The 26,127-nt window shown below is 73.7% G+C and carries 21 protein-coding genes; 7 read left to right on the forward strand and 14 right to left on the reverse strand.

Annotated features, from left to right (window positions below):
* Positions 1-7 precede the first annotated feature (7 nt).
* The 5 genes from GGE06_RS10400 to GGE06_RS10420 form a co-directional block, all read right to left on the reverse strand.
* Positions 8-1,393, reverse strand: coding sequence for an aldehyde dehydrogenase family protein (locus GGE06_RS10400; protein WP_184930661.1), 1,386 nt, complete (start codon positions 1,391-1,393; stop codon positions 8-10).
* Positions 1,394-1,512: 119 nt separating this feature from the next.
* A complete protein-coding gene (locus GGE06_RS10405; protein WP_116163230.1) occupies positions 1,513-2,421 on the reverse strand; it encodes a dihydrodipicolinate synthase family protein in 909 nt (302 codons plus the stop codon).
* Positions 2,422-2,508: 87 nt separating this feature from the next.
* Positions 2,509-3,978 carry an NAD(P)/FAD-dependent oxidoreductase gene (locus GGE06_RS10410; protein ID WP_116163228.1) on the reverse strand — a complete coding sequence of 490 codons (1,470 nt, stop codon included), beginning with the start codon at positions 3,976-3,978 and terminating at the stop codon, positions 2,509-2,511.
* Positions 3,959-4,273: a (2Fe-2S)-binding protein gene (locus tag GGE06_RS10415; protein WP_184930662.1), complete on the reverse strand. Its 315-nt coding sequence runs from the start codon at positions 4,271-4,273 to the stop codon at positions 3,959-3,961. The genes GGE06_RS10410 and GGE06_RS10415 overlap by 20 nt, the downstream gene beginning before the upstream one ends.
* Before the next feature lie 34 nt (positions 4,274-4,307).
* Entirely contained in the window at positions 4,308-5,465 is a 1,158-nt protein-coding gene (locus GGE06_RS10420) for an NAD(P)/FAD-dependent oxidoreductase (protein ID WP_116163224.1), read from the reverse strand.
* Between the two features lie 133 nt (positions 5,466-5,598).
* On the opposite strand from GGE06_RS10420, the gene GGE06_RS10425 reads away from it, so the two are divergent.
* Positions 5,599-6,855 carry an NAD(P)/FAD-dependent oxidoreductase gene (locus GGE06_RS10425; RefSeq protein WP_184930663.1) on the forward strand — a complete coding sequence of 419 codons (1,257 nt, stop codon included), beginning with the start codon at positions 5,599-5,601 and terminating at the stop codon, positions 6,853-6,855.
* A 15-nt stretch (positions 6,856-6,870) separates the two neighbouring features.
* Here the strand turns inward: GGE06_RS10425 and GGE06_RS10430 are convergent, their stop codons facing one another.
* The 4 genes from GGE06_RS10430 to GGE06_RS10445 all read right to left on the reverse strand — a co-directional run bounded on the left by GGE06_RS10430 (position 6,871) and on the right by GGE06_RS10445 (position 12,377).
* Positions 6,871-7,764, reverse strand: coding sequence for an ornithine cyclodeaminase family protein (locus GGE06_RS10430; protein WP_116165703.1), 894 nt, complete (start codon positions 7,762-7,764; stop codon positions 6,871-6,873).
* Between the two features lie 29 nt (positions 7,765-7,793).
* Complete coding sequence (locus tag GGE06_RS10435; protein ID WP_184930664.1) at positions 7,794-8,753, reverse strand: proline racemase family protein; 960 nt, start codon at positions 8,751-8,753, stop codon at positions 7,794-7,796.
* A gap of 83 nt (positions 8,754-8,836) precedes the next feature.
* Complete coding sequence (locus GGE06_RS10440) at positions 8,837-11,191, reverse strand: collagenase (protein ID WP_184930665.1); 2,355 nt, start codon at positions 11,189-11,191, stop codon at positions 8,837-8,839.
* Positions 11,192-11,405: 214 nt separating this feature from the next.
* Positions 11,406-12,377 carry a tetratricopeptide repeat protein gene (locus GGE06_RS10445; RefSeq protein WP_181924735.1) on the reverse strand — a complete coding sequence of 324 codons (972 nt, stop codon included), beginning with the start codon at positions 12,375-12,377 and terminating at the stop codon, positions 11,406-11,408.
* Positions 12,378-12,510: 133 nt separating this feature from the next.
* Between GGE06_RS10445 and GGE06_RS10450 the strand changes: the two genes are divergently transcribed.
* Positions 12,511-13,197 carry an esterase/lipase family protein gene (locus GGE06_RS10450; protein ID WP_246532475.1) on the forward strand — a complete coding sequence of 229 codons (687 nt, stop codon included), beginning with the start codon at positions 12,511-12,513 and terminating at the stop codon, positions 13,195-13,197.
* Between the two features lie 4 nt (positions 13,198-13,201).
* Here the strand turns inward: GGE06_RS10450 and GGE06_RS10455 are convergent, their stop codons facing one another.
* The gene (locus GGE06_RS10455) at positions 13,202-14,266 is read right to left on the reverse strand and encodes a C45 family autoproteolytic acyltransferase/hydrolase (protein ID WP_116163211.1); all 1,065 of its coding nucleotides are present in this window, start codon (positions 14,264-14,266) and stop codon (positions 13,202-13,204) included.
* Between the two features lie 133 nt (positions 14,267-14,399).
* Between GGE06_RS10455 and GGE06_RS10460 the strand changes: the two genes are divergently transcribed.
* A complete protein-coding gene (locus GGE06_RS10460; RefSeq protein ID WP_116163209.1) occupies positions 14,400-15,413 on the forward strand; it encodes a LacI family DNA-binding transcriptional regulator in 1,014 nt (337 codons plus the stop codon).
* A gap of 15 nt (positions 15,414-15,428) precedes the next feature.
* Here GGE06_RS10460 and GGE06_RS10465 read toward each other — a convergent pair whose 3' ends face one another.
* The 3 genes from GGE06_RS10465 to GGE06_RS10475 form a co-directional block, all read right to left on the reverse strand.
* A complete protein-coding gene (locus GGE06_RS10465) occupies positions 15,429-17,042 on the reverse strand; it encodes an FAD-dependent oxidoreductase (protein WP_184930666.1) in 1,614 nt (537 codons plus the stop codon).
* A gap of 61 nt (positions 17,043-17,103) precedes the next feature.
* On the reverse strand, positions 17,104-18,063 hold the full coding sequence (locus tag GGE06_RS10470) for an AurF N-oxygenase family protein (RefSeq protein WP_116163205.1): 960 nt from the start codon (positions 18,061-18,063) through the stop codon (positions 17,104-17,106).
* Entirely contained in the window at positions 18,060-19,544 is a 1,485-nt protein-coding gene (locus GGE06_RS10475) for a flavin-containing monooxygenase (RefSeq protein WP_184930667.1), read from the reverse strand. Before GGE06_RS10475 ends, GGE06_RS10470 begins: the two co-directional genes overlap by 4 nt.
* A 166-nt stretch (positions 19,545-19,710) precedes the next feature.
* Here GGE06_RS10475 and GGE06_RS10480 point away from each other — a divergent pair, with 166 nt between their 5' ends.
* From GGE06_RS10480 to GGE06_RS10495, 4 genes are all read left to right on the forward strand, one after another.
* The gene (locus tag GGE06_RS10480; protein ID WP_184930668.1) at positions 19,711-20,391 is read left to right on the forward strand and encodes a TetR/AcrR family transcriptional regulator; all 681 of its coding nucleotides are present in this window, start codon (positions 19,711-19,713) and stop codon (positions 20,389-20,391) included.
* Between the two features lie 96 nt (positions 20,392-20,487).
* Positions 20,488-22,674 carry an MMPL family transporter gene (locus tag GGE06_RS10485; protein WP_184930669.1) on the forward strand — a complete coding sequence of 729 codons (2,187 nt, stop codon included), beginning with the start codon at positions 20,488-20,490 and terminating at the stop codon, positions 22,672-22,674.
* A 4-nt stretch (positions 22,675-22,678) separates the two neighbouring features.
* A complete protein-coding gene (locus tag GGE06_RS10490) occupies positions 22,679-23,803 on the forward strand; it encodes a sensor histidine kinase (protein ID WP_184930670.1) in 1,125 nt (374 codons plus the stop codon).
* Position 23,804: 1 nt separating this feature from the next.
* A complete protein-coding gene (locus GGE06_RS10495) occupies positions 23,805-24,452 on the forward strand; it encodes a response regulator (protein ID WP_184930671.1) in 648 nt (215 codons plus the stop codon).
* A 41-nt stretch (positions 24,453-24,493) separates the two neighbouring features.
* On the opposite strand, the gene GGE06_RS10500 is transcribed toward GGE06_RS10495, so the two are convergent.
* Positions 24,494-26,110, reverse strand: a complete 1,617-nt coding sequence (locus tag GGE06_RS10500; RefSeq protein WP_184930672.1) for a flavin monoamine oxidase family protein — start codon at positions 26,108-26,110, stop codon at positions 24,494-24,496.
* Positions 26,111-26,127 lie beyond the last annotated feature (17 nt).

Here is a 26,127-nt window from a genome sequence, read left to right on the forward strand (position 1 = left end):
GACGGGGTCATGCCTCCTGGCCGGCCGGGGCCACGGTGTACGTCCGGCCCGAGGTGTAGAACTCGAGGCCGGCCCTGCCCTGTTCGCGCGGTCCGTGGCTGGAGGCCTTGGAGCCGCCGAACGGCAGGTGGAAGTCGACGCCGGTGGAGGGGGCGTTGATCCGGATCATCCCGGTGTCGAGCTGGTCGAGGCCGGTCAGGGCGGTGTTCAGGTCGGCCGTGTGGACCGAGGTCACCAGGCCGTACGGGACGGAGTTGGCGATCCGGATCGCATGGGCGACGTCGTCGGCGGCGAGCAGGGAGGCGACCGGGCCGAAGACCTCCTCGCGAAGGAGCCGGTGTCCGGGGGCGACCTTCTCGACGAGCGTGGGGGCGCCGTACCAGCCGGGCCTGTCGAGCGCGGTGCCGCCGGCGAGCGTGGTGAGCCCCCGGCAGGCCTCGACCACCTTGTCGCGGGCGGCCTCGTGGATGAGCGGTCCGCACACGGTGGCCGGGTCGGCGGGGTCGCCGACCGGGAGGGCCCGCAGGGCTTCGGAGAGCGCTTCGCGCAGCGGGTCGAGGGCGGCGCCGACGGCGATGACGCGGCTGGTGGCGGTGCACTTCTGGCCCGCGAACCCCGCGATGGCGGCGGCGATGTGGCCCGCGGCCTGCTCCATGTCCGCGTCGGGCAGCACGAGGGCCGCGTTGAGGCCGCCCATCTCGGCCTGCGCCGGGATGCCCCGGGCGGTCGCGGCCCTGGCCACGGCCTGGCCGACGGGGGTGGAGCCGGTGAAGGAGACGACGTCGGCGGACGAGACGAGCGCGTGGCCTTCGGTGGCGCCGCCGGAAAGGACGGTGAACACCGCTTCCGGCACGGCCCCTTGCACGATCTCGGCCAGGCGCTGGGCACAGGCCGTGGCCTCGGGGGCGGGCTTGAGGACGACCGTGTTGCCGGCCGCGAGGGCGGGTGCGGCCTTCCAGGTCGGGATGGCGAAGGGGAAGTTCCAGGGCGTGATGAGTCCGGCGACGCCGTGCGGGCGGCGCCGGGTCAGGAGCAGTCCGCCACCCACCGAGGTCTCGTGGACCTCGCCGGTGGGCTGGAAGGGTGCCTGCGCGTAGTAGCGCCAGATCGCGGCGGCGCGGGCCACCTCGGCCCTGGCCTCGGAGAGCGGCTTGCCGACCTCGCGGACGGCGAGCTCGGCGAGTTCGCCGGCCGCGGCCTCGACGGCGGTGGCGACCGCGCCCAGGGCGGCCGAGCGCGCGGCGGCTCCGGCCCGCAGCCAGCCGGGCTGCGCGGCGCGGGCGCGTTCGACGGTGTCGACGACCGCGAAGGCACCGGGCGCGGGGATCCGCAGGAGCACGTCGGTGGGATCGGCCGGGTTGCGGGAGATGAGGGTGGGAAGGACGTCGGTCATGGGAGGGGGCCTCCGGGGAAGGGGTCGCCTGGAGTGGGGATCGGGTCGGGGGCGCGCGGCCGCCGACGGCAGCCGTCGGCGGCGGGGCGTCAGCGGTGGGGCGTCCGCCGTGGCGCGGGTCAGCGGTGGCCGTCGGCCACGGCCTTCTCCGTGGCGGTCCGGACCGCGGCCTCGACGGCGCCGGTGAGCGGGTGGCGCGGCGGACGGGTGGGGCCGCCGGGACGGCCGGCGATGTCCATGGAGAGCTTGATGGACTGGACGAACTCCGTCTTCGAGTCCCAGCGCAGCAGCGAGTGAAGGGACTTGTAGAGCGGGAGAGCGGTGTCCAGGTCGCCCGCGACGGCGGCGCGGTACAGCGTGGCGCAGCTCGCGGGGAAGGCGTTGGGGTAGCCGGCGATCCAGCCGACGGCGCCCGCGACGGCGAGCTCCAGGAGGACGTCGTCGGCGCCGATCAGCAGGTCGAGTTCCGGGGCGAGTTCGGCGATCTCGTACGCCCGGCGGACGTCGCCGCTGAACTCCTTGACCGCGACGATGCTGCCGTCGCCGTGCAGCCGTGCGAGCAGGTCGGGGGTGAGGTCGACCTTGGTGTCGAAGGGGTTGTTGTAGGCGACGACGGGGATCCCGACCCGGGCCACCTCGGTGTAGTGGGCGCGGACGGCCGCCGCGTCGGCGCGGTAGGTGTTGGGCGGCAGGAGGAGGACCGAGCCGCAGCCGGCCTCGGCGGCCTGTTCGGCCCAGCGGCGGGACTGGGCGCTGCCGTACGCGGCGACGCCGGGCATGACGCGCGCGCCGTCCCCGGCGGCTTCGACGGCGGTACGGACGACCTGGGCGCGTTCCTGGTCGGTGAGGGTCTGGTACTCGCCGAGGGAGCCGTTGGGGACGACGCCGTCGCAGCCGTTGGCGATCAGCCAGGCGACGTGCTCGGCGTAGGCGTCGTGGTCGACGGAGAGGTCCTCGCGGAAGGGGAGGGTGGTGGCGACCATGATGCCCCGCCAGGGCCGGTCGGTGTTCCAGGTGGTGGCGGTCATGTCGATGACCTTTCTGTGGTGTGTGACATTTTATAGAGGGGTGAAGAAGGTTCGGAGAGGAGAGGCCCGAGCGGGCCCCTCCGTGCGCTATGGAGCTCCGGGGCTCGGATCCGCCGCGCCCTCGTCGAGCGACGCGAGCGTGGAGAGCCGGACCGGTACGGCGAACGGGCGGCGTTCGGCGGGCGGTTCGGCCGTGCCGCCGCGGGCGGCGAGGCAGGCGACGGCCGTCCCGCACATCCGGCCCTGGCACCACCCCATGCCGGCCCGGGTCAGGAGCTTGACGGTGCGTGCGTCCCGCGCGCCGAGCTCGGCGACCGCCTCGCGGATGCGCCCGGCACCGACCTCCTCGCAGCGGCACACGTCCGTGTCGTCGGAGAGCCAGTCCTGCCAGCCGGGCCCCGGGGCGTGGGCCGCGGACATCACGTCGGCGAAGGCGCGCATCCGGTCCCGGCGCCGCCGCAGTTCGGCGATCCGCCCGTCGCCCGCACGGCGGCCGAGGAGTCGCGCGGCGACCGCCCGGGCGGCCAACTCGCCTTCCGTACGGGCGAGTCCGGCACCGCCGACTCCCCCGGTCTCACCCGCCGCCCACAGGCCGGGCTCCGAGGTCTCCTGGAGGTCGTCCAGGGCGAGGCCCAGCGTTCCGTCGGGGAGCCGTCGGGTGGCGCAGCCGAGGGTCGTGGCCAGCTCGATCTGCGGGACGAGGCCGTGGCCGACGGCCAGGGCGTCGCAGGCGATCCGGCGAGCGGTCCCCGGCACCGGCCGCCAGTCGGCATCGAGGCGGCTGACCGTGACGGCCTCCACGCGGTCGGTGCCGTGCACCTCGGTGACCGCGCTGCGCAGCCGGACGGGTACGCGATGGCGGAGCAGGGCGGTTCCGTGCAGCAGGGCTTCGGCCGCCTTCGCCGGGTTGGCCAGGAGTGCCCGGGGGCTGCGGGCGTACCGGAGGTACCCGGCGGCCTCGACCACGGCCGGCACCTGGGCGCCGGCGGCGGCGAGGGAGGAGGCGACGGCGAGCAGCAGGGGGCCGCTGCCGGCCACGACGATGCGCCGGCCCGGCAGCACGAGGCCGGACTTGAGCATGGCCTGCGCTCCCCCGGCGCCCACGACGCCGGGCAGGGTCCAGCCGGGGAAGGGCAGTTGGCGTTCGTACGCGCCGGTGGCGAGCAGCAGTGCCCTGGCCCTGATCAGGGCGGGCCGCTCCGAGGTCCCGTCGGCTCCGGTGACCGCGTGGACGGTCCAGGTGCCGTCGTCCTCCCGGACCGTGGACCACACGTGGTGTCCGGCGAGGTGCGTGACGTCGCTCGCGGCGAGGCGCCCGCGGAGGTCGGAGTAGGCCGACCAGTCGTGGTGCAGGGCCTCGGGCCGTACGGCGCCCAGGGCGGGCGCCGGGTGCCGGTAGAACTGGCCGCCGGTCTGGGCGGAGGTGTCCAGGAGGGCGACGGCGAGGCCGAGTTCGGCGGCCGTGACGGCGCCGGCGAGCCCCGCGGAGCCCGCTCCGACGACCGCGAGGTCGTACGGTTCGCGCCGCGCCCGCGGCTCAGACGGTGAGGCGGTCATGACCGTGTCCCTCCTGGGTGGTGATCGCGTCGCCGGGGCGGGCCGGGACCAGGCAGGCGCGCCGGTTGGGTTCGCCGTTGACGGTGGCGAGGCAGTCGTAGCACTGGCCGATGCCGCAGAAGGCGCCGCGCGGCCGGCCGCCGTCCCGGGTGGTGCGCCAGGCAAGGATGCCGGCGCCCCAGAGGGCGGCGGCGACGGTCTGGCCCGGCAGGGCGGTGACGCGACGGCCGTCGAAGGTGATCTCGAACGGCGGATCGGGCTGTGCGCCGACGAGGTCGGCGGGGGTGCGGGCCACGGGCCCTCCTCTCGTGACGGTGGGTGCGCGGAACTCAGTTCCCGGTGTCGGCGAACCGTTCCGGACGGAACGGGTGGATGTCCAGGGGCGGTTCGTCCCCGGTCAGGCAGGCGGCGACGATCCGTCCCGTCACGGGGGCGAGTCCGATGCCCGCGCCTTCGTGGCCGCAGGCGTGGAGCAGGCCGGGGACGCGCGGGTCGGGTCCGATGGCGGGCAGGTGGTCCGGCAGGTACGGGCGGAAGCCGAGGTAGCTGCGGATGGCCCGTACGGTGCCGAGGACGGGGAACAGGGCGGTGGCTCCGGCGGCGAGGCGGCGCAGGACCTCGGTGGAGGGCGTCCGGTCGAAGCCGACGCGTTCGCGGCTGGCGCCGATCAGGACCGGGCCCGCCGGGGTGCCCTCGACGACCGCCGAGGTCTGGAGGGCGGCGGAGCCGCTGGCGACGTCGGCCACGTAGTCGGCGGCATACACCTTGTGGCGCACGACGCGCGGGAGGGGTTCGGTGACGAGGACGAAGCCCCTGCGGGGCAGTACGGGCAGGTGGACGCCCGCGAGGTCGGCGAGGGCCCCGCCCCAGGTTCCGGCGGCGTTGACGACGTACGGGGCGTGGATCTCGCCCGCCGCGGTCCGCACGCCGCGGATCTCTCCGGCGGCGCCGGTGAGGAGGCCGGTGACCTCCTCACCGAGGCGCAGCCGGATCCGTTCGGCTCCGGCGCGCAGCAGCTGGGCGGCCGCGTGGGCGGGCATCACCTGGGCGTCCTGGGGATAGAGGAAGCCGCCGGCCAGAGTGGGTGCGAGGTGGGGCTCCAGGTCGTGGAGCCGGTCCTCGGGGACCTCCTGGGTGGTGACGCCCGCCTTCTCCTGGCGGGCCGCGAACGCGCGCAGGGCGCGCATCCCGGGCTCGTCCGAGGCGACGACGAGGCCGCCCTTCGCCTCGTACTCGACCTGGGGCGGGAGCCGATCGGACAGCTCGCGCCACAACGCGGTGGCGATCAGGGCGAGTTCGAGCTCGGGCCCTGGTTCCTTGTCGGAGACCAGGAGGTTTCCCTCGCCGGCTCCCGTGGTGCCGCCGGCCACGGGACCGCGGTCGACGACGGTGACGGAGAGGCCGGCTCGGGCGGCGTAGTGGGCGCAGGCCGCGCCGACGACGCCGGCGCCGACGACGATGACATCCGAGGTGTTTCTCGTGGGCACGGCAGTAATATTTCACATGGCACTCAGGTTGCCAAGACCCGTGGCGGGCTTGATCCCTTGACAACCGCTCACCTTCCTCGTCCTCATGTTCCTGACAGAAGCAGGACCACATCACGGGGGGGACGATCAGCGCATGACCAAGCCCGAGAACACGGGACACGACTACGACGTCGTCATCAGCGGGGCGAGTCTCGCCGGCAGCGCGGCGGCGATCCTGCTCGCCCGGCGCGGCGCCCGCGTCGCCCTCCTGGAGCGCCGCTCGGACCCCGCGGCGTACAAGACGCTGTGCACCCACTCCCTCACGGCCAACGCCACCCCGGTCCTCGCCGAACTCGGCCTGCTCCCCGCCCTGGAGAAGGCGGGGGCCGTCCGGAACGAGGCCCGCTGGTACACCCGCTGGGGCTGGATCGAGCCGAGCGCCGCTCCCGGTCCCGAGCTGCCGTACGGCTACAACGTCCGCCGCAGCACCCTCGACCCGCTCATCAGGTCCCGCGCGGCCGAGACCCCCGGCGTCGACCTGCTCCTCGGCCACCAGGTGACCGGGTTGGTCCAGGAGGCCGGACGGACCGTGGGCGTGCGTGCGTCGACGCCCGAGGGCGAGCGCGAGATCCGGGCCCGTCTCGTGGTCGGCGCCGACGGCAAGGACTCGGCCGTCGCCAAGTTCGCCGGGGTGCCCACCCGGCAGCACGAGAACGCGCGCTTCGGCTATCTCGCGCACTTCCGGAACCTGCCGCTGCGCGACGGGATCAGCCACGCCTGGTTCCTGGTCCCCGACATGGCCTACGCGTTCCCGAACGACGACGGCGTGACGGTCGTCGCTGTGCTCCCCGAGAAGAAGCGCCTTCCCGACTTCCGGAAGGACCTGGAAGGCAGCTTCCTCGACTTCGTCCGCTCCCTGCCCGACGCACCGGACATCGACTCCGCCGAGCGCGTCACGAAGATCACCGGCGCGGTCGACTACCCGCTGCGCACCCGCAACGCGACCGCACCGGGCCTCGCCCTCGTCGGCGACGCCGCCCTGACCGGTGACCCCCTGTGGGGAGTGGGCTGCGGGTGGGCCCTGCAGTCCGCGCACTGGCTGGCGGAGGCGGTCGGCCCGGCGGCGGCCGGCCGGGGCGATCTCGACCGGTCCCTCGCGGAGTACGCGCGCCGGCACCGGCGCCGGCTGGGCGGTCACCAGTTCCTGGCCGCGGACTTCGCCACGGGCCGCCCCTTCAACCCCATGGAGCGGCTGATGTTCTCGGCGGCGGCGCGGAACGGGGCCCTCGCCCGGCACATGCACCTGTTCGCCTCCCGCCTGATCGGTCCGCTGCGCTTCCTGAACCCCGTGGTCGTGGCGAAGGCCGCGGTCGTCAACCTGCGGCACCGAGGGGCGGCCGGCACCCCCTGAGCCGCCCCGCCGCGTTCAGGCCGTGCGGGCCGCGTACAGGGCACCGGCGACCGCCAGGTCCTCCCAGGCCATGCCCACGCTCTTGAAGAGCCGTGGACGCCCCGAGGGGACACAACCGTTCACCAGGTCGGCGAGGGTGCCCGCGATGTGGTCCTCGCCGATCGCCCCCTCGGCCAGCGGGACGAGGAGGTCACCGGCCTCGCGGAGCGCCGCCGACCGCGCCTCGACGTACACCTCGGCGCGGGTCACGAGGGCGGTGTCGGTCTCCCGGGCCGCCGGCTCGTGCGAGCCGACCGCGACGACGGTGGCGCCGGGAGCCACCAGCTTGCCGTCGAAGAGGGGTTCCCGGGCCGTGGTGCAGCAGACGACGAGGTCGGCCCCCTCCACGTCCTCGGGCGTCCCGGTGCGGGCGGGGACGTCGAGCGAGCGCGCGTAGCCCGCGAGGGCGCGCGCACCGATCGGGCTGCGCCCGACGACGACCACCTCGGCGAGCTCTCGCACCGCGAGGACGGCGTCGAGGTGACCGTACGCCTGGGGCCCGGAGCCGAAGAGGACCAGGCGCAGCGGCCGGTCGTCCGGTGTCAGACGGCGTACGGCGAGGGCGGAGACGGCCGGGGTGCGCAGCTCGGTGAGGGCCGCGCCGTCGAGCAGGGCGAGGGGCCGAAGGCTCGTACCGTCGAGGAGCAGGTAGGAGCCGGTGATGCGGGGCAGGCCGAGGGCCGGGTTGCCCGGGGCGACGCCCGCGATCTTCACGCCGGCGTACGGGCCGGAGGCGGCGGGCATGAGGAGGAGTTCCCCGGCCGGGACGGGGACGGCGGTACGGGGCGGCCCGGCCTCCGGGTCGAGTCCGGCGCGCAGGACGTCGGCGAGGACGTCGGCCGTCGCGGCCGGGGTGAGGAGGCGGGTCATGGTCGGGGCGTCGATGAGGAGCAGGTCGGTCACAGCAGGAATCCCGTGCCCAGGTCGTCGTGCGGGTCGAGGACGAAGGTGTGGGTGCCCGTGCGGTGGGTGGCTCCCGTGACCTCGGTGATCCCGCCGGGCAGCAGCCGGCCGGTGAACACGGTGTCGGCCACGGACTCGTGGGTGAGGACCTCACCGGGACCGAGGCGTCCGTCCTCGCCGAGCAGCGCGAGGCGGGCGGAGGTGCCGGATCCGCAGGGCGAGCGGTCGATCTGCCCGTCGGCGAAGACGGTGACGTTCCGCTGGTGCGGCCCGGTGGGGGTGTCGGGCAGCTCGTCGTACAGGATGACGCCGTACACGTCGTGCTCGGGGAACGCGGCGCGGATCTCCCGCCCGGCCCGGACCAGCGCGGGCAGCGAGGCCCTGGTCGTGTCGAGGCCGAGGGCGCGCGCGGGGACGGAGACGTAGACGGCGCCGGAGTCGGCGAGGTCGGCCTCGACGGTGCCGTACGGGGTGGTCACCGGGACCTTGCGCGCCAGGACGCGCGTGGGGACGTTGCGGAAGGTGACGCCGGTGGTGCGGCCGCCCTCGCGGTGCACCGTCGCGGTGACGCGCCCCGAGGGCACGTCGATGCGGACGGGGACGTGGCCGTCGTGGGGTGCCGGGACCCGGCCGGTGTCGACGGCCCAGGCGCCGAGGGCCATCGTGCCGTGGCCGCAGGCGGTGGAGTAGCCGTCCTTGTGCCAGAACAGCACGCCGAAGTGGGCGCCGTCGTCGTCGGGCGGGACGATGAACCCGCCGTACATGCCGGAGTGTCCCCGGGGCTCCCGGACAAGCAGGCGGCGCAGCTCGTCGAGCGGTCCCAGCCGGAGGGCGAGGGCGCGGCGCTCGGCGACGGTGTCGCCGGGGATCGGCGGCAGGTCCTCGTCGACGATCCTGAACGGCTCGCCTGCGGTGTGGTAGTCGGTGGTGCGGACCGAGTGCGGGGTGGTGCTCACGGAGTACGGCCTCCTGAAGGGGAATCGGGTGCCGGGCCGGCCCTTCCCCCCGTGGAAGGACCGGCCCGGACGGGTGGGTGCGGTCAGCTGCGGAGGGGGCCCTCGCAGCTGAAGCTCGACGTGCCCGCGACCTTGGTGGACCAGATGTCGATCGGCCCGAAGCTGCAGTTCATGTCGGCAAGGTTGTTCGACGCGGCGCCGGCCCGGTCGAGGATGAAGTAGTCGACGGTCTCGGACATGTCCTTGAAGTTCTGGTCCTCGCTGGCCCAGTTGGACAGGTTGGCGGTGATCCGCCCGGTGCAGAGGAAGCGGCGCTTGCCGGGCTCGCCGTTCTCCACACAGTCGGGGGTGTTGTAGGTGGCGGTGGCGAAGGAGGACCTCACGGACGCGAGGTCGGCGTCGCGGAGCTGGGCGTTGGGCGTGTAGGCGGTGTTGGGGACGTACAGCTGGTCGAGCTTGGCGATCTGCGTGTCGAGGAAGCGGTCGTAGGCGCTCTGGAGGTTGGCGTCGGAGCCCATCCGGTTGCGCCACGCGTCGTACGCCGCGACGTCGTCGGCCCGCAGGTGGGTGTACATCTCCCGGAGCAGGGAGGGGTGCTCGGTCCAGAGGAACTCGAAGAACGTGCCCGCGTAGTTGTAGAAGCGGAAGCCGTCGCCGTCGTAGGTGGCGTGGAGGAGCTGCTGGACGCTCATCCGGGGGCCGCCGCCGGCGGTGTCGTTGATGACGCCGCGGACGAGGGACTTGCGGACGGCGATGCCGTTGTCGCGGGTGGCCCCGTCGAAGAACTCGGCGGTGCCCTCGTCCATGGCGGTGGTGCGGTCGCCCTGGTACCAGGGACCCTCGCCGAAGAAGCCGGGGACGGCCCAGCGGCCGTTCAGGTAGTGGGTGTACTCGTGGCGGAAGAGCTCTTCGAGGGTGAGCGAGGAGTCCTGCGGGACGCGCCGCTGGTACGTGTAGAAGGTGGCGCCGCGCTCGATGTAGATGCCGCCGTTGTTGGTGCCCATGCCGGTGAGGATCGGGTGGTAGTTCTCGTAGTCCGCGCGGGACGCGTAGAGGACGATGTTCAGGGTGGTGTTCTGGTCGCCGGCGAGCGGCTGGTCGGTGCCGAGGACGCGGTGGTACTGCGCCTTGACCTGCTTGCTCGCGTAGTAGAGCTGGTCGACGGTGGCCCGGTCGAGGGCGGTGCGGACCTTGATGGCGCCGTTGTCGTAGCTGTACGTGTACGGGAAGAGCTGCTTCTCGATGTCCTCCTTGCACACGCCGTACGGCTTGCAGGCCTCGTAGAAGTTGAGCCAGGAGACGACCTTCGCCCACTGCTCGCTGCCGCGGCCGAACGTGTCGACGACGGTGGTGAGAGTGGCGCCGAGGTCGGCGACGACGCCGTCCTTGAGCCCGTCGATCTGGCCGAAGCGGCCGTACTCGCTGAGGGCGTCGCGGGCGACCCAGGCGTTCGCGGTCCCCTTCAGGTGCGAGTAGCCCGCGAAGGCCTTGAAGAGCGCGCGGTACGCCGGGTCGGCGGCGGCCGCCGCGTGGAAGGCGGCGTCCTGGTTGCCCGGGTAGACGCCCAGGTAGTTGACGGACAGCGCGGCGAGCGCGGCGCCGGCCCAGGCCGGGTCCAGGTTCGTGGCGGTGTGCGCGGGGTCCATGGTGGCCAGGACCCGCTTGATCAGGGCGAGCTGGTACTGGCGCAGGCCGGGCGCGCTCGCGGCGTAGAGCGCCTCGCGGAGGGTGTTGGCGTTGCTCTTCGTGACGTCGAAGGTGCGGGCGGCGGCGCCGAAGTCGGCGACCGCCTGCCGCATCGCGTTCACGGTGGGCGCGTCGGTGATGTCGATCTCGCCGCGCGAGTAGTCGTGGTACGCGACGGCGTGCAGGTACGTGAACATCTCCTCCAGGTGGGAGGCGTTCCGTCCGTCGTGGGAGGCGGCGAGGCTCGATATGCGGCGGGACACGGCCTGGACGTGGGCGTCGGACATCACGGGGGCGAGCCGGGCGTCCCAGGTCCAGATGAGGCCGCGCAGACAGCCGTCGGCGGTGACCGCCGGGTCGGCGAGGAAGTCGGCGAACTGCTCCGGGGCGAGGCCGGTGATCCCGTCGAGCGTGCAGGGGACGCCGGCCTGCGTGTCGGTGGCGACCGCCGCGAACGAGCGTGCGGTGGCGGCGGACTTGGCCGGGCCGGGAACGCGGCCGGCGGTGTGGCCGCCGGGGGCGGGGGCCGGGCCGAAGGTGGTGCGCGGGGCGGAGGCGCGGTGCTCGACCTCGTCGAAGGGGTTGGCTCCCGGCTGCGCCTGCGGCGCCGGCGCGCCGAGGGCGGGGGCCGGGGCGGCGGGCTTGTCGTCCGCGCCCGCCGCGGAGGCACCGGCCTGGCCGGCGGAGGCCAGGAGGGTGACCGCGACGGCGGAGGCGAGCAGGGACGAGCGCACACGTCGGTGGAGGGACAACGGAACTCCTGCTGATGGGGGGGATGCGGGGATGGTCCGCGAATGGTCGGTTCGCGAACTGGCCTGTACGGCACGGCGGGTGACGGTCGATCACCGGGCCATGTGCGGTGTAACATAGTAATGTGAAATTGCACTGACAAGCCCTGTGACGGAACGAGTTCGCCGGCAGCGCCGACGGACCCCTTCGAAAGACGGTCAATCCGTCACAGACGCCTCAGGATTCGGCGGCCTTCCGGCGCCACGCCCTCGCCTGACGGAGGTGGCCCTGCGCCTCCGAGATGCGGGCGAGATGGAGCATCGCCCCGACGTGCCCCGCCTTGGCGGCCTTCTCGTACCAGCCCTGCGCCGCGTACAGATCGCCGCCCAGCTCCTTCGACCGGCCGAGCGCGACGTACGCGTCGACGTCACGCCTACGGGCGCGCTCGGCCAGCCGCATCTCGTACTCGACGACCGCCTCGGCCTTGGTGAGCATCCTCCCGAGCAGGCGGTCGCCCTCCCCGTCACCGGCCGCGCCGGCCTTGCGGTACCAGGCCTTCGCCGCCTCCCGGTCCCCCCGCTGCAGTGCGAGCGTCCCGAGGGCGTTCATCGCGGCGGTGCTGCCGCCGTCCGCCGCCCGGCGGGACCAGCGCTCGGCCTCCACGGTCTCGCCCCGCTCGTAGAGCATCTTCCCGAGGAGGTACGCGGCGTCGGCGAGGCCCGCGTCGGCGGCCCGCCGGAACCAGTCCTCGGCCTCGGACACCGCTCCCCGGTCCCGGCTCAGCTCCCCGAGGACGCCCATCGCGTACGGGTTGCCGCCCTCGGCCGAACGCCGGTACCAGAGGACCGACTCCTCGTGCTCCCCCCGCTTCCGCAGGAGGTACGCGACGATCTCCATCGCCCGTACGTGCCCGGCCCCGGCGGCCTCCCTCAGCAACGGCTCCGCCTCGGCGTGCCGTTGCCAGCCGTGGAGCAGCACGCCGAGGGTCACACCGGCCTCGGGATGCCCCGCCTCGGCCGCCCGGCGCAGCCACCGCTCGCCGCCCTCCCGGTCGTCGCGCGCACCGAGGTGCAGGCCGTACCGGAACATCGCCGTGACGTCCCCGGCCTCGGCGGCCCGCCGGAGGCCGTCCGTGTCGTCCCCGCGCCCGTCGCCGCCGTGGTTCCCGCTGTCGCCGCCACTCCCCCGGCGGCCCCATCTCCCCCGCACGTGCGCCCCCTTCACGATCGCCTGACGGTCACCGGGGGGCCGGCGAAGCCGCGCAGGGGGCTGGCCATCCGCCCCCGCAGCCCCCACCATGCTGCTGACTACTCGTGCGTAACTCATTTTAGGGGAAAGCGTGTTGGGACTCCGTGGTCGGATCGTCGTTGCACTGCTCGCGCTCGTCGCGTCCCTGTTCCTGCCGGCGGCACCCGTCCATGCCGAGGCGTCCTCCCGCGTCCCCGTCGTGTTCGTCCACGGCTACAACGCCGACCCGGGCGTGTGGGGCGGACTGCGCGCGGACTTCAAGGCCGACGGGTACACCGACGCCGAGCTGTTCTCCTTCGGCTACGACACGCACCAGTCCGTCAACGAGGTCCTGTCGGGCCGGCTCGCCGCGTACGTCGAGGGCGTCAAGCGGCAGACCGGGGCCTCCCGGGTCGATCTCGTCGCCCACTCCTTCGGCAGCCTCGTCACCCGCTGGTACGTGAAGTTCGACGCGGCGGGCCAGTCCTCCGTCGCCCACTGGGTCTCCCTCGCCGGCCCGAACCACGGCACCTCCACGGCATGGGCGTGCGCGCTGTGGGACCAGGCCTGCCGGGACATGAGCCCGGGGTCGTACGTCCAGAAGAAGCTCGCGGAGGGCGACGAGACGCCCGGGGCCGTGCGCTACGCCACCTGGTGGTCGAACTGCGACGAGGTCATCAACCCCGACAGCAGCGTGCCGCTGGCCGGCGCCGTCGACAACGGCGCCGGCTGCCTCAAGCACAACGAGCTCCTCGGCGACGACGCCGTCTCCCAGGGGGTCCGCGCGTTCCTGCGCACCTGAGGCGTCAGAAGCGCGCGAGGCCGGACGCCGGGGCCTCGTGCGGCGCGCCGGCCAGGTAGTCGATCGCGCAGTCGGCGGTGTCCAGGCCGACGGTGAGCAGGGTGCCCCACTGCTCGTGCGGGGGCTTGTGCGCGTCGGGCCGCATGCAGACGACGGCGTCGGCCCCGCCCTCGCCGCAGAAGGCCCGCGCCCGCTCGGCGGGTGAGAGGCCCGGCATCGCGGCGCGTACCGCGCGCAGGTGGGCGAGCCTCTCCGCCGTCATCGAGTCGGCCGGTCCGGTGTCCCCCGCCGCGAGTCCGGCGTCGAGGAAGTGGTTGGTGTGCAGCAGCCAGCCGTCCTCCCCCGCCGGGACCACGGCGAGGCCGGCGGGCGAGAGCTCCAGGCTCGCCGCCGAGCAGTCGGCGGTGACCACGGTCAGCGAGGTGGAGGCGCTGACGCGGGCCGTCGAGGCGATCTCGACGGCCCGGTCCAGGGTGTCCGCCTCGTCGAGGATGCGGCGGGCGACGGCGTGCACGGGCACGCCGCCGCCCGCGGAGTCGGACGCGTGGAACAGGATGTTGAAGTGGACGCCGAGACCGGCGCTGTTCACGCCGATCTTGCCGGGGGCGCCGAACTCGGTGAAGAGCTTCACCGTGCGCCCCTCGCTCGGCGTCAGCGCGTGCAGCAGCGCGTCCGGGACGAGCAGGTCGTGCCAGTCCCAGGTCTGTACGGTCTGCGGCGCGGCCCCGGCGGGCGCGAACACCGCCGTCGAGCACTCGCCCTTGCCGGGCTCCGGGCACGCGGCGAGGATCTCGGTCCGGGCTCCGACGGCGGCCACCGTCCAGCGCTCGACGCCGGCGGCGTCGGCGCAGGCGTCCGACTCCTCGGCGAGGTGCGGCGCCCAGGCCCGGAGCGCCTCGTGGCTGCGGCCGGCGAGGTCGCGGACCCGGTCCGCCGGCAGGCCGAGGACGGCGAAGTGCTCCCGGTAGAGCTCCGCGACGCGCCGGACCTGGGCGCCGAACCGGGTGCCGAGCAGGGTCCCGCGCTCGCGGGGGTCGGTGGTCCCGGTGATGAGGGTGTGGAGTTCCACGCGCGTTCCTTCGAGGCAGGTGAGGCCGCGGGCCAACGGGGGCGGCGCGCTTCAACGTACGAACGTAAAACGTTTTATGCAATGCTGGGCCACGGCATTCCTTCCAGTCACTTCTTCCGGGGCGGGCGGCGCGATGGCACGGACGCGGGGCGTCACGATCAAGGACGTGGCGCGCAGGGCGGGGGTCTCCATCACCGCCGTCTCGCACGCCCTCAACGACAAGGGCACCCTCAGCGCGGCCACGCGCGCGCACATCCGTACCGTCGCCGACGAGATGGGGTACGAGGCCGACGCCCTGGCGCGCGGCCTTCGCCGGTCCACGATGGGGGCCGTCGGTCTGGTCCTGCGCTCGCTCGACGCCCTCGGCGACTACGCGCCGGCGGGCGTGGACGTCTTCGAGCGGTTCGTGGGCGCGTGCGCCTCGCAGGCCCTGGCCCGTGGCCTGAGCCTGATGCTGGTGCCGGACCTGACGCGGGCGCCGGTCCCGCCGCTCGCCTTCTCCCTGGACGGCTACATCGTCACCAACCCGCACGTGGACGACCCCGTCGTCGCGCGCCTGGAGGAGCGCGGCATCCCCTACGTGACCTACGGGCGCCCGCCCGGACGCCCGGACTTCACGCACTGGGCCTCGGAGGACGACCGGGCCTCCGCCCGCCTGGTCCTGAGCCACCTGGAGGGCGCGGGGGCCCGCTCGGTCGCCCTGGTGCGGGGCACCGACCCGAACTCCTGGAACCTCGAACACCAGGAGACGTACCTCGGCTGGTGCACGGAGCACCGCCGTGCGCCACGGCTGTACGAGCTCCCCGAGCGCGCGGGCGTCGAGGGCGGTGCGGCCCTCGCCGGCCGGCTCGTCGACGACGGGCTGCCGGACGCCGTGTTCTGCCTCACCGGGCGGCACGCGGCGGGCGTGCAGCGGGGCCTCCTGGCGCGCGGCGTGCGGGTGCCCGAGGAGACCATGGTGGTCACCGGCTCCGACTCCGAGCACGCCCGCAACAGCCGCCCCGCCGTCTCCGCGCTCGAACTGAACCCGGTCGACAGCTCGGCGGCCCTCCTCGACATCCTCCAGTCCCTCATCGCGGGCCGCCCCGCCGACGCCCCCCGCCTCACGCAGGCCCGCTTCCGCCCGAGGGCGTCGACCCGGCGGTAGGACGGGAGGCGGGGGTCAGGACGACGAGCGCCGGCCGACGCGCTGAGGCCGGCGCCTCGCCGCGGCGGCGAGCAGCTCCTCCCTGTCGACGATCTTCACCCGGGGACGTTCCTGTCCCCGCCCCGCCGCACGCTCGGCGTCGTCGATCGCCCGCCAGCCGTCGAGGCCGACGGCCTCCGGGTGCCCGGACACCGGACCACCGGAGGCGGGGGCGGTGAGCAGCCCGGCTTCGAGGTCGTCGAGGAGCGCGGAGACGGTCTCCTGGGCGCAGGACTTGTTGGTGCCGATGAAGCCGCTGGGTCCGCGCTTGATCCAGCCGGCGACGTACGCACCGGGCCGGACCCTGCCCCTCTCGTGCGGCACGGTTCCGGTGGCCTCGTCGAACGGGAGGCCGGGGACGGGACGGGCGCGGTAGCCGATCGCGCGCAGGACGAGCGACGCCTCGATGGTCTCGATGCTCTCGACCTCGTCCGTGCTCTCGACCTTGTCCGTGCTCTCGACGGTCAGGCCGGTCACCCGGTCCTCGCCGAGGATCCGCACCGGGCGCGTCCGGAAGCGCAGGACGATGCGGCGCCGCCCCGGTACGGGCGTCCGGGCGGCCAGCTCGGCGAGGACCCGGGTCTTGGGCGTGGCGTCGGGGGGTACGTCGGCCGGCCAGCCCTCGACGAGGACGTCGACGCCGTCGAGGGCGGCGAGGGCGATCAGTTCGGGCAGGGTGAAGGCGGCCTCGGCCGGTCCGCGGCGCCCGAGCACGACGACCTCGCGGACGCGGCTGGTCCGCAGCGCGGCGAGTGCCCGGTCGGAGATGTCGGTACGGGAGAGGGTGTCGGGGTCGGCGGTCAGGATGCGGGCCACGTCCAGGGCCACGTTGCCGTTGCCGATGACGACGGCCCGTTCGCCGTCGAGGGCGTAGGGCGTGGCGCTGTGGTCGGGGTGGCCGTTGTACCAGGCGACGAAGTCGGTGGCGGAGGCGCTGCCGGGCAGGTCCTCGCCGTCGATGCCGAGCCGCCGGTCGCCGGCCGCGCCCACGGCGTAGATCACGGCGTGGTGGTCGCGGAGGAGGTCCTCGTGGTGCAGGTCGCGGCCGATCTCCGTGTTGAGCCGGTACGAGAAGCCGGGCTGGCTCTCGACGGCGCGGAACAGCCGGGCGACCTGCTTGGTGTCCTGGTGGTCGGGCGCGACGCCCGCGCGGGCGAGCCCGTACGGGGTGGGCAGCCGGTCGTGGACGGTGACGGTCACGCCGGGGTACCGCAGCAGCTCGTCGGCGGCGAAGAGACCGGCGGGACCGGCGCCGACGACGGCGACCCGCACCTCGCGTGCGGAGGTGCGGCGTTGCGGGGGGACGATCGCCATCGGCGCCCGGTCCTCGTGCGGATGGGCGTCGTAGTAGGCGCGGTTGAGTTCGAGGAACGGCAGCTCCGCCTCGGTGAGCCCGGTGTGCGGCTTGAGCGCGTCCACGGGGCAGGCCGTCGTGCAGGCGCCGCAGTCCACGCAGGTGCGGGGGTCGACGTACAGCATCTCGGTCTGCCCGAAGCCCGGTTCGCCGGGGGCGGGGTGGATGCAGTTGACCGGGCAGGCGAGCACGCAGGAGGCGTCGGCGCAGCACGACCGGGTGACGACGTACGGCATGGGGAGGGGTTCTCCGTTCAGGGGACCGCCGGGACGGCCGGCTCCGGCTCGGTCGGCTTCGTCAGGCGGCGTGCGGGGCGGGTTCGCCGCGGTGGCGGGACGGCCGGCCGTCGATGCGGAGCGCCTTCCACACGCGCCGTGAGGTCCGGTTCATCAGGCCGATGTCCTCGGCGAGCATCCGTACGTCGGAGAAGAGGTCGCGGAGCATCTTCTCGCCGTCGGGCGACTTCCAGAAGATGTCCTTGACGACCCAGTGGGGCACGCCGATCGTCTCGGCGGCCTTCTTGTCGGGGACCATGATGACGTCGCCGAGCACCCGCATGATCACGGGGAAGGCCACCGAGAGCGCGCCCCTGCGCGCCTTGCCGTAGCCGGGGACCTTGACGCGCAGGAACTCGTGGGCGAAGGAGATGTGCCGGGCCTCCTCGGCGACGTGGATCTGCATGAGCCGGCGCATCAGCGGGTGGATGTCGTCGCCGCCGCGCAGGATCGCCTTCTGGAGGTGGTCGATGGGCTCCTCGCCGGCGAGGACGCCGGTGAAGAAGGACTCGGGGACGAGCGAGCCGGCCAGCGGCAGGAAGCGGCTGAGAACCCGGAAGGAGCGTCGTCCGCCGGGCACGTCGGCGCCCGCCCGGTTCACGAACTCCTGGAACATCTGGGTGTGGTGGCACTCTTCCGTGACCTCGTGGGTGAGGTAGCGGAACTCCGGGTTCTGGTTGCGGAGGGCGAAGAGGTAGTCCATCACCCCGCGGATGAGGACGTTCTCGAACTGCATGCCCACCTTGACGATGTTGGCGTACCGCCAGAGCCCGATGCGCGTCCGGACCTCCAACGGCTGTGCCTGGTACCAGGGGTGGCCGCCGAGCGGGTCGGCGGCGGGGAGCACCCAGCGGGGGTCGGCGGGGTCGACGGCGAAGTCGGGGTGGTCCCAGTCGATGTCGGTGAACGCGTCGAAGTGGATGTGCACCGATGCCTCGGACAGGGTCCGGAGCCTCTCGTGATAGCTCTGCACGCTGGTCATCTTCGTCCTCCTTCGGTGGGCACGCGGTCGAAGCGGAGTGCGGGGTCCTCGATCGGGGAGCGCCGCAGTGCGCGGCGGTCGCGGTAGTAGTCGTTCCAGATCCGCCACGGGTCGCGGGTGCCCTGGCGGGGCATGATCGCGTCGCCGCGTGCGATGTATCCGGAGGTCAGCGACTCGCCCATGACGGAGACGGAGGAGCGGTCGGCCTCGGTGGCGACGGGGGTGACGGCGGTGAGGCCGTGCCGGTCCATGTGGGCGAGGAGCCGGCTGACGTAGGCGGCGGCGAGGTCGGCCTTGAGCGTCCAGGAGGCGTTGGTGTAGCCGATGATCATCGCCAGGTTGGGGACGCCGTCCAGCATCACGCCCTTGTAGAGGAGGTGGTCGCAGGTGACGACGGGCTTCCCGTCGACCGCGAGTTCCATGCCGCCGGCGAGCTGCATGCGCAGGCCGGTGGCGGTGACGACGATGTCGGCGGGGATCTCCTCGCCGGACCGGACCTTGACGCCGGTCTCGGTGAAGGTCTCGATGTGGTCGGTGACCACGGACGCCCGACCGCTCTTCAGCGTGGTGAAGAGGTCGCCGCCGGGCACGACGCACAGCCGCTGGTCCCAGGGCTTGTACGCGGGGGTGAAGTGGCGCATGTCGACGCCCTTGCCGAGCCGGGCCCGTACGGCGCCGAGGAGCACCTTGCGCATGAGGCGGGGGGCCTTGCGGCACAGGGCGTACAGGGCGCGCTGCATCGCGATGTTCCGGGTGCGCCCGACGCGGTGGACGAGTCCGGCCGGGACGCGCAGTCTGCGCAGGAGGACGGAGAGGGGGTCGTCCGCGGGGAGCGCCAGGATGTACGTGGGCGAGCGCTGGACCATGGTGACGTGGGCGGCCGTGGGGGCCATGGCGGGGACGAGGGTGATGGCGGTGGCGCCGCTGCCGATGACGACGACGCGCTTGCCGGTGTGGTCGAGGTCCTCGGGCCAGTGCTGCGGGTGGACGAGGGTGCCGCGGAAGCGCTCCTCGCCGGGGAACTCCGGGCGGTGGCCCGCGTCGTAGTCGTAGTAGCCGGTGGCGCCGACGAGGAAGCGGGCGGTGAGGAGGTGGGTCTCGCCGGTGGCCTCGTCGAGGGTCTCGACGGTCCAACGCCCTTCGCCGCTCGACCAGTCGGCACGGACGGCCCTGCGGCCGAAGCGGATGTGGTCGGCGACGCCGTGCTCCTCGGCGGTGGCCCGGATGTAGCGGCGGATGTCCGTGCCTCCGGCGAGGACCTTGGTGCCGTGCCAGGCGCGGAAGCCGTAGCCGAAGGTGTACATGTCGGAGTCCGAGCGGATGCCGGGGTAGCGGAACAGGTCCCAGGTGCCGCCGATCGCGGTGCGCCGCTCGATGATCGCGTACGTGGTTCCGGGGTTCCCGGCGAGCAGGTGGCAGGCGGCACTGATGCCGGAAAGACCCGCGCCGATGATCAGCACGTCGACGTGCCGGTTCTCCATGTCCATCCCCTCCGCGACCGGTGGTGCCGGTGCATTCTCCCCCGGACTCTTCTCCCCCGGGCACCGGAATTTACCTGCGTCACGGCGTCCAGGATACTGGCGGTAACGTGACCTGCGCCACCCCGGTCACGCCGTCCTTTCTTGATCGCCGGGTACGATCCACGCTGTGGCCGAGGACAGAGAGACACGCAACGGCGGGCGCCCCGACGGCCGCGACACCCGCTGGACCGGCCACCGCGCCGAGCGCCGCGACCAGGTCCTCACCGCGGCCCTCACCGTCATCGGGCGCGAGGGAGCGGCGGTCAGCGTGGCCGCGATCGGCGCCGAGGCCGGGATGCCCCGCTCCGTCGTCTACCGGATCTTCCGCAGCCGCGAGGACCTCGACGAACAGATCCGCGCACGCATCACCGACGACCTGATGGCCGCGCTCACCCCCGCGCTCGCACCCCGGGGCACGATCCGGGAGGCGATCGAACACGCCGCCGGCACCTACGCGGGCTGGGTGGCGCTGCACCCCGAGCTCTACCGCTTCCTCGGCAGCGGCTCGCCCGCCGTCACGGGCACCCGCACCGCCGTCGCCCTCCACCTCGCACGGCTCCTGGACGCGTACGCCGAGCGGTTCCTCGACGGCGGGCCGGCGCCCACCGGCTTCAACCTCAACCTGGCCTTCGGCATGGTCGGCCTGGTGGACGGCGTGGTGAACCAGTGGGCCGCCCACCCCGAGTCGAGGAGCTCCCTCGACGACCTGACGCACTTCCTCAGCGACGCCCTCTGGGGCGTCCTCGCGAGTGCCACCCTGCGCCTCGGCCTCAAGCTCGACCCCGACCAGCCGAGCGACCTGGGCTGACCCGCGGCTTAGGCCCCGTGTCCACCGACCGGTGGACACCAGGTTCAACCGGCCGATCCTGTCGGCGGGACGGCTCCGCCGACGAGCCTGGGACGCATGACGAACCCGACCGTACGCATGGCCCGTCACAGCGCCCGGCACCCCTGGCGCGCGCTGATCGGCTGGCTCCTCTTCGTGGCGCTCTCCCTGGGCGCGGGCATCGCCGTCGGCTCCCACCCCGCGACGACGGAGGACTTCCGCATCGGCGAGGCCGGCCGGGCCGAGGCGCTCGCCGCCGAGGGCGGTCTGCAGCAGAAGCCCCTGGAGCGCGTCCTCATCCAGGCCGCGCCCGGCACCGGCCCCCTCGACCGTTCCGAGGCCGGGGCGGCGGCACGCGAGATCGCCGCCCGGATGCGGCAACTGCCCGATGTCCTGTCCGTGACCGGCCCCGTCGCCGACGCGCGGCACACCGCCCTGCGCGTCGACGTCACCATGAAGGGCGCCGAGTTCGACGGGAAGAAGCACGTCGACGCACTGCTCGCGCAGACCGCCGAGGTCCGGGCCGCGCACCCGCGGCTGCTCGTCGAGGAGGTCGGCGGACCTTCCATCGGCAAGGGCGTCGACAAGCTCCGCGGCGACGACCTCTCCCGTACGGAGGTCATCGCCCTGCCCGTCACCCTGATCACGCTGCTGATCGTCTTCGGATCCGTCGTCATGGCGGTCGTACCGCTGCTGCTCGCACTCTCCTCGATCGTGGCCGCCGTCGGCCTGTCGATGATCGCCTCGCACGTCTTCCCCGACGCCGGCGTCGGCACCAACGTCATCCTGCTCATCGGGCTCGCCGTCGGCGTCGACTACACCCTCTTCTACCTGAAGCGGGAGCGCGAGGAACGGGCCGGGGCCGCCGGCCGCCTCACCCCGCAGGCCGTCGTGGAGCTCGCCGCCGCGACCTCGGGCAGGGCCGTGGTGGTCTCCGGGCTCGCCGTGGCCGTGTCCAGCGCCACCCTCTACCTCGCGGACGACGTCATCTTCTCCTCCATCGCCACCGGAGCGGTCGTCGTCACCCTGGTCGCCGTCCTGAGCTCGCTGACCGTGCTGCCCGCGCTCCTCGCCCTCCTCGGCGCCCGCTCCGAACGCCGCAGGACCCGCAAGAAGCCGATGCGGAAGGGCACTTCCCGTACCGGCGGACGGATCACCGCCGCGGTCCTCCGCCCCGTCGCCCGGCACCCCGCGGTGACGCTCGCCTCCTCCACCCTCGCGCTCCTCGCGCTCGCCCTGCCGGTCCTGGACATCGACATCACCGAGATGAGCCGCGAGACGCACTCCCGCGCCATCCCCGCCATGCGGACCTACGACCGGCTCATGACCGCCTATCCCGAGCTGAAGGCCATGCACCAGGTGGTCGTACGAGCGGAAGCGGAGCGGGCCGAGGAGGTCGCCGGCGCCCTGCGGACCCTCGCGGACCGCGCGAACGCCGAGGACCCCGCCATCGGCGGCGCCCCCGTCCTGCGGACCTCGGCCGACCGGCGCACCACCCTCCTGGAGCTGGCCGTCCCCCACTCCGTGAACAGCCGAGAGGCCCGGGCCTCCCTCGACCGGCTCCGCACCGACCTCGTGCCCGGAACCGTCGGCGCGCTCACCGGCACCGAGGCCGCCGTCACCGGCGAGGTCGCCCGCTACGCCGACTACCCCGCCCACCAGAAGCGGAAGCTGCCGCTGATCGTCGGGGCGCTGCTCCTCGTCACCTTCGTGATGACGGTCTGGGCGTTCCGGTCGGTGGTCCTCGGCCTCGTCGGCATCCTCCTCAACCTCCTCTCCGCGTTCGCCTCGCTCGGCCTCCTCGTCGTGGTCTTCCAGCACGAATGGGCCGAGGGGATCCTCGGCTTCACCTCCACCGGCTCGATCGGATCCCGCGTCCCCCTGTTCCTGTTCGTGATCCTCTTCGGGCTCTCCATGGACTACCAGGTGTTCGTGATCAGCCGGATCCGCGAGGCCCGCCTCGACGGCGTCCCCACCCGGCAGGCGGTCGTCCAGGGCCTGTCCTCGTCCGCCGGGGTCGTCACCAGCGCGGCCGTGGTGATGGTGACGGTCTTCGCCGGCTTCGCCGCCCTGCACCTGATCGAGATGAAGCAGATCGGCTTCAGCCTGGCGGTCGCGGTCCTCCTCGACGCCTTCGTGATCCGCGTCCTGGTCCTGCCCTCCCTGATGCTGCTGCTCGGCGAGGCGAACTGGTGGCCCTCGCGCCGAGCGCGCCCGGCCGACCGGCCCGAGCCGACGGAGCGTCAGCCGGCGTCCGTAGGCTGACCGCATGACCGACACGACCCTCCGACGCTGGTACACCGCCGCCTGGCTGCTGTTGGGTCTCGCCCCACCCCTCATCGCCGTCGGAGACGACACGGGACCCCCGAGATGGGCCGTCTTCGCCCTGCTCGGGGCCGCCCTCGCCTACACCGCGGTCCACCGCACCCGCGACCACGGGCCGGCCTACCTGGCCGCCCTGGCCGCGGGCCTCGGAGCGATGGCCGTTCTGCCCGGCGGCGGCGCGGCCCTGCTCATCGCGGCTCTTCCGCAGTTCTGGTTCCACTCCCGCGGCCGAGGATTCGCCGTCCTGCTCAGCGGCTGCGCCGCCGCGGCCACCGCGGCCGGAAGCATCGTGTCCGACTCGCCGTGGAAGGCGGCCGTGGCACTGACCGGATACGGCGTGTCGGTCCTGGCCGGTCTCCTGGTCCACCGCCTGGTCGCGGACGGCGAGGCCCGCGCCGTCGTCCTGGCCACCGAACTCTCCAAGACCCAGGAGGAATTGGCCGAGGCCCATCGCCGCGAGGGCGCGGCCGACGAGAGGGAACGCATGGCCCGCGAGATCCACGACACCCTGGCCCAGGGCTTCGCGTCCATCATCGTCCTGGCCGAGGCGGCCCGGACCGGCCTCGGCGGAGACCCTGACCGGACCGCCCGGCAACTGCGCTCCATCGAGCGGACCGCCCGCGAGAACTTCGCCGAGGCCCGGGTCCTGGTGGGCTCGGCCCCGCACAGCGGTCTCACCCCCGGTTCAGTGGTGCCGACCCTGCGCCGCACCCTGGAGCGGTTCGCCCAGGACACGGGGATCACGGTCGACGCGGAGCTCGCCGTGGACGTCGACTGCGACCAGCAGACCCGGATCGCGCTCCTCCGCTGCACCCAGGAGTCGCTGGCCAACGTGCGCAAGCACGCCGACGCGAGCACCGTCGGCGTGGTCCTCACCCAGGGGCCGTACGCCATCGAGCTGGAGATCACCGACGACGGACGCGGCTTCGTCGTCGAGGAGTCCCGGGGCTTCGGTCTGGACGGCATGCGCAAGCGGCTCGCCGAGCTCGACGGCGAACTGACGGTGACCAGCTCGGTCGGGGACGGCACCCGCGTCCTCGCGACCTTCCACACGAACGGACGGCCCTGACATGCCCGCAGCGCACGAGCCCATCCGGGTCGTGGTCGTCGACGACCACACCGTGATGCGCGCCGGAGTGGTGGCCCTCCTGGCGCCGGTCCCGGACATCGCCGTCGTCGGGGAGGCGGCCGACGGGCGGGCCGCCGTCGGGGTCGTCGAGCGGCTCGCGCCCGACGTCGCGCTCGTCGACCTGCGCATGCCGGTCATGGACGGGGTCGAGGCCACCGCCGCGATCACCGCGGGGCCCGCGCCGACGCGGGTGCTCATCCTCACCACGTACGACACCGACGTGGAGATCGAGCGGGCGGTCGAGGCAGGCGCGATCGGCTATCTGCTGAAGGACACGACCGCCGAGCAGCTCGCGGAGGCCGTCCGCTCCGCCGCCCGCGGCGAGACCGTCCTCGCTCCCCGCGTCGCCGAACGCCTGGTCGCGCTCATGCGCCGCCCCGCCCCCGTCGTGCTGACCTCGCGGGAGCAGGACGTGCTGGGCGCGGTCGCCGACGGGCTCTCCAACGCCGAGATCGGGCGGCGTCTCGTCATCGCGGAGGCGACGGTCAAGACCCATCTCCTGCGGGTCTTCGCGAAGCTGGACGTCAGCGACCGCACCCGCGCGGTGGTCGTGGCCATGGAGCGGGGCCTGCTCCCAGGCCGGGGCTGAGGAAGGGCCCGCCGGATCTCCTCCGGCGGGCCCGACGCTGACTACGGCGTGACGCCGAGGTCGGTGAGGACCTCGTCGGCGGCCCGCTGCCCCGATTCGGCGCCGCCCTCCATGTAGCCCTGGGCCACCGAGGAGGTGTGCTCGCCCGCGAAGTGGGTGTTGCCCTGGCGGACGCCCTCGTAGCCGCCGTACTGGTGGGCGTACCCGGTGGGCATGCCGGCGTACGAGCCGTACGCGTTCGGGTTGAGCGGCCATGCGGCGAGCGTGGCCTTGCCGGTCCAGTGGGCGGTGATGCCCGGGAAGACCGGTTCGAGCTGGGCGAGCGCGGTCTGCGCGTACCGGGCGATCTGCGGGTCGGCCGCCGTGCGGAACGGCGTGGACGGGGTGAAGTCCGCGGCGTGGCCGCCGCCCGCGTACACGGTGAGGATGCCCTTGCCGCCGGGCTGGGCTCTGCTGGAGTCCCAGGAGGTCTGGTAGCCGGTGTCGCTCATCGTGCTGCCGCTGGCGATCCCCCAGGGCCCCGAGGAGTTCCAGGGTCGAGTGTCGAACTGCAGGGAGAGCTTGCAGTTCTGACCCATCGTCATCGCGGCGATGCCGGCGCGCTTGCGGCCGTCGAAGCCGGAGGCGGACAGGTCGAGCCGTTGGAGCACACCGGCGGGCAGGGCCAGGATCGTGTGGTCGGCGAGCACCGTGCGCGTACAGCCGGAGGCGGTGAAGGTGAGCAGCTGGCGGCCTCCGGCGGCGGCCGCCACGGACTGGAGGCGCCAGCCGTGGCGTACCGTCCCCGGGGGCAGGGCCGCGGCGATGGCCTGCGGGAGGCGCTGGTTGCCGCCGCGGACGTGGTAGCGGGTGTCGCTCTCCCCGTACAGCGCGAAGCTGTTGGGGGTCGCCTGGTAGGCCAGCATGCCGATGATGCCGAGCGCCGAGGAGGTACGGGTGTCCATGCCGAACTCGGTGGTGTAGGCGACGTCGAGGAGCTGCCCGAACGGCGAGGCGTGCCCGCCCGGGACGCGGGTGGCGATCCAGTCGTGGATGGACGTGTTCGACAGGGTGATCGCGCCGGGGCTGTTGGCGGCGTCCCAGGCGACGGGCCAGTCGAAGGTGGCGAGGTCCTGGTTGAGGACCGGCTTCAGCTTCTTGAAGTCGGCGCTCGCGTCGGCGTAGCTGTAGTAGGCGCCGTCGAAGCGGTAGACCTCGGTGGAGCCGGCGGGCTCGGCGGCGTGCAGGTCGTCGAGGGGCAGGCCGAAGCGGGAGGCGAGGTCCTGCATGAGGGTGTGGCCGGTGTCGATCAGCTCGCCGCCCCACTCGGTGACCTGGCCGTCGGCCCAGTAGGCGCCGGCCGGGTTGGAGTACATGCGGCCGCCGACCCGGGTGTCGGCCTCGTAGACGGCGGAGGCGATGCCGTGGTCGGCGAGGCGCAGGGCCGCGTCGAGTCCGGCGATGCCGGCGCCGACGATCGCGATGACGGGCTGGGGGGCGGTGTCGGCGCGGGCGGGCCGGGCCGCGCCGACGGAGGTGGCGGCGGCCAGGCCCACGCCGGCGGCGATGCCGCCGAGGACGGTGCGGCGGGAGGGTCCTCCGGCCGTCGCGCCGGCGGTCCCGGGGGAGTGTTCGGCGACGATCCGGCGCAGCATGCGGGCCGGGGCGGTGCGTGCCATGTACGGCTCCTTCGATG

This window comes from Streptomyces nymphaeiformis (genome assembly GCF_014203895.1).
GTDB lineage: Bacteria > Actinomycetota > Actinomycetes > Streptomycetales > Streptomycetaceae > Streptomyces > Streptomyces nymphaeiformis.

Excerpts from the sequence above, each read along its gene's own strand:
- GGE06_RS10400 (WP_184930661.1), bottom strand. The coding sequence starts at position 1,393 with ATGACCGACGTCCTTCCCACCCTCATCTCCCGCAACCCGGCCGATCCC.
- GGE06_RS10405 (WP_116163230.1), bottom strand. The coding sequence starts at position 2,421 with ATGACCGCCACCACCTGGAACACCGACCGGCCCTGGCGGGGCATCATG.
- GGE06_RS10410 (WP_116163228.1), bottom strand. The coding sequence starts at position 3,978 with ATGACCGCCTCACCGTCTGAGCCGCGGGCGCGGCGCGAACCGTACGAC.
- GGE06_RS10425 (WP_184930663.1), top strand. The coding sequence starts at position 5,599 with ATGACCAAGCCCGAGAACACGGGACACGACTACGACGTCGTCATCAGC.
- GGE06_RS10430 (WP_116165703.1), bottom strand. The coding sequence starts at position 7,764 with ATGACCCGCCTCCTCACCCCGGCCGCGACGGCCGACGTCCTCGCCGAC.
- GGE06_RS10460 (WP_116163209.1), top strand. The coding sequence starts at position 14,400 with ATGGCACGGACGCGGGGCGTCACGATCAAGGACGTGGCGCGCAGGGCG.
- GGE06_RS10465 (WP_184930666.1), bottom strand. The coding sequence starts at position 17,042 with ATGCCGTACGTCGTCACCCGGTCGTGCTGCGCCGACGCCTCCTGCGTG.
- GGE06_RS10470 (WP_116163205.1), bottom strand. The coding sequence starts at position 18,063 with ATGACCAGCGTGCAGAGCTATCACGAGAGGCTCCGGACCCTGTCCGAG.
- GGE06_RS10475 (WP_184930667.1), bottom strand. The coding sequence starts at position 19,544 with ATGGAGAACCGGCACGTCGACGTGCTGATCATCGGCGCGGGTCTTTCC.
- GGE06_RS10485 (WP_184930669.1), top strand. The coding sequence starts at position 20,488 with ATGACGAACCCGACCGTACGCATGGCCCGTCACAGCGCCCGGCACCCC.
- GGE06_RS10490 (WP_184930670.1), top strand. The coding sequence starts at position 22,679 with ATGACCGACACGACCCTCCGACGCTGGTACACCGCCGCCTGGCTGCTG.
- GGE06_RS10495 (WP_184930671.1), top strand. The coding sequence starts at position 23,805 with ATGCCCGCAGCGCACGAGCCCATCCGGGTCGTGGTCGTCGACGACCAC.
- GGE06_RS10500 (WP_184930672.1), bottom strand. The coding sequence starts at position 26,110 with ATGGCACGCACCGCCCCGGCCCGCATGCTGCGCCGGATCGTCGCCGAA.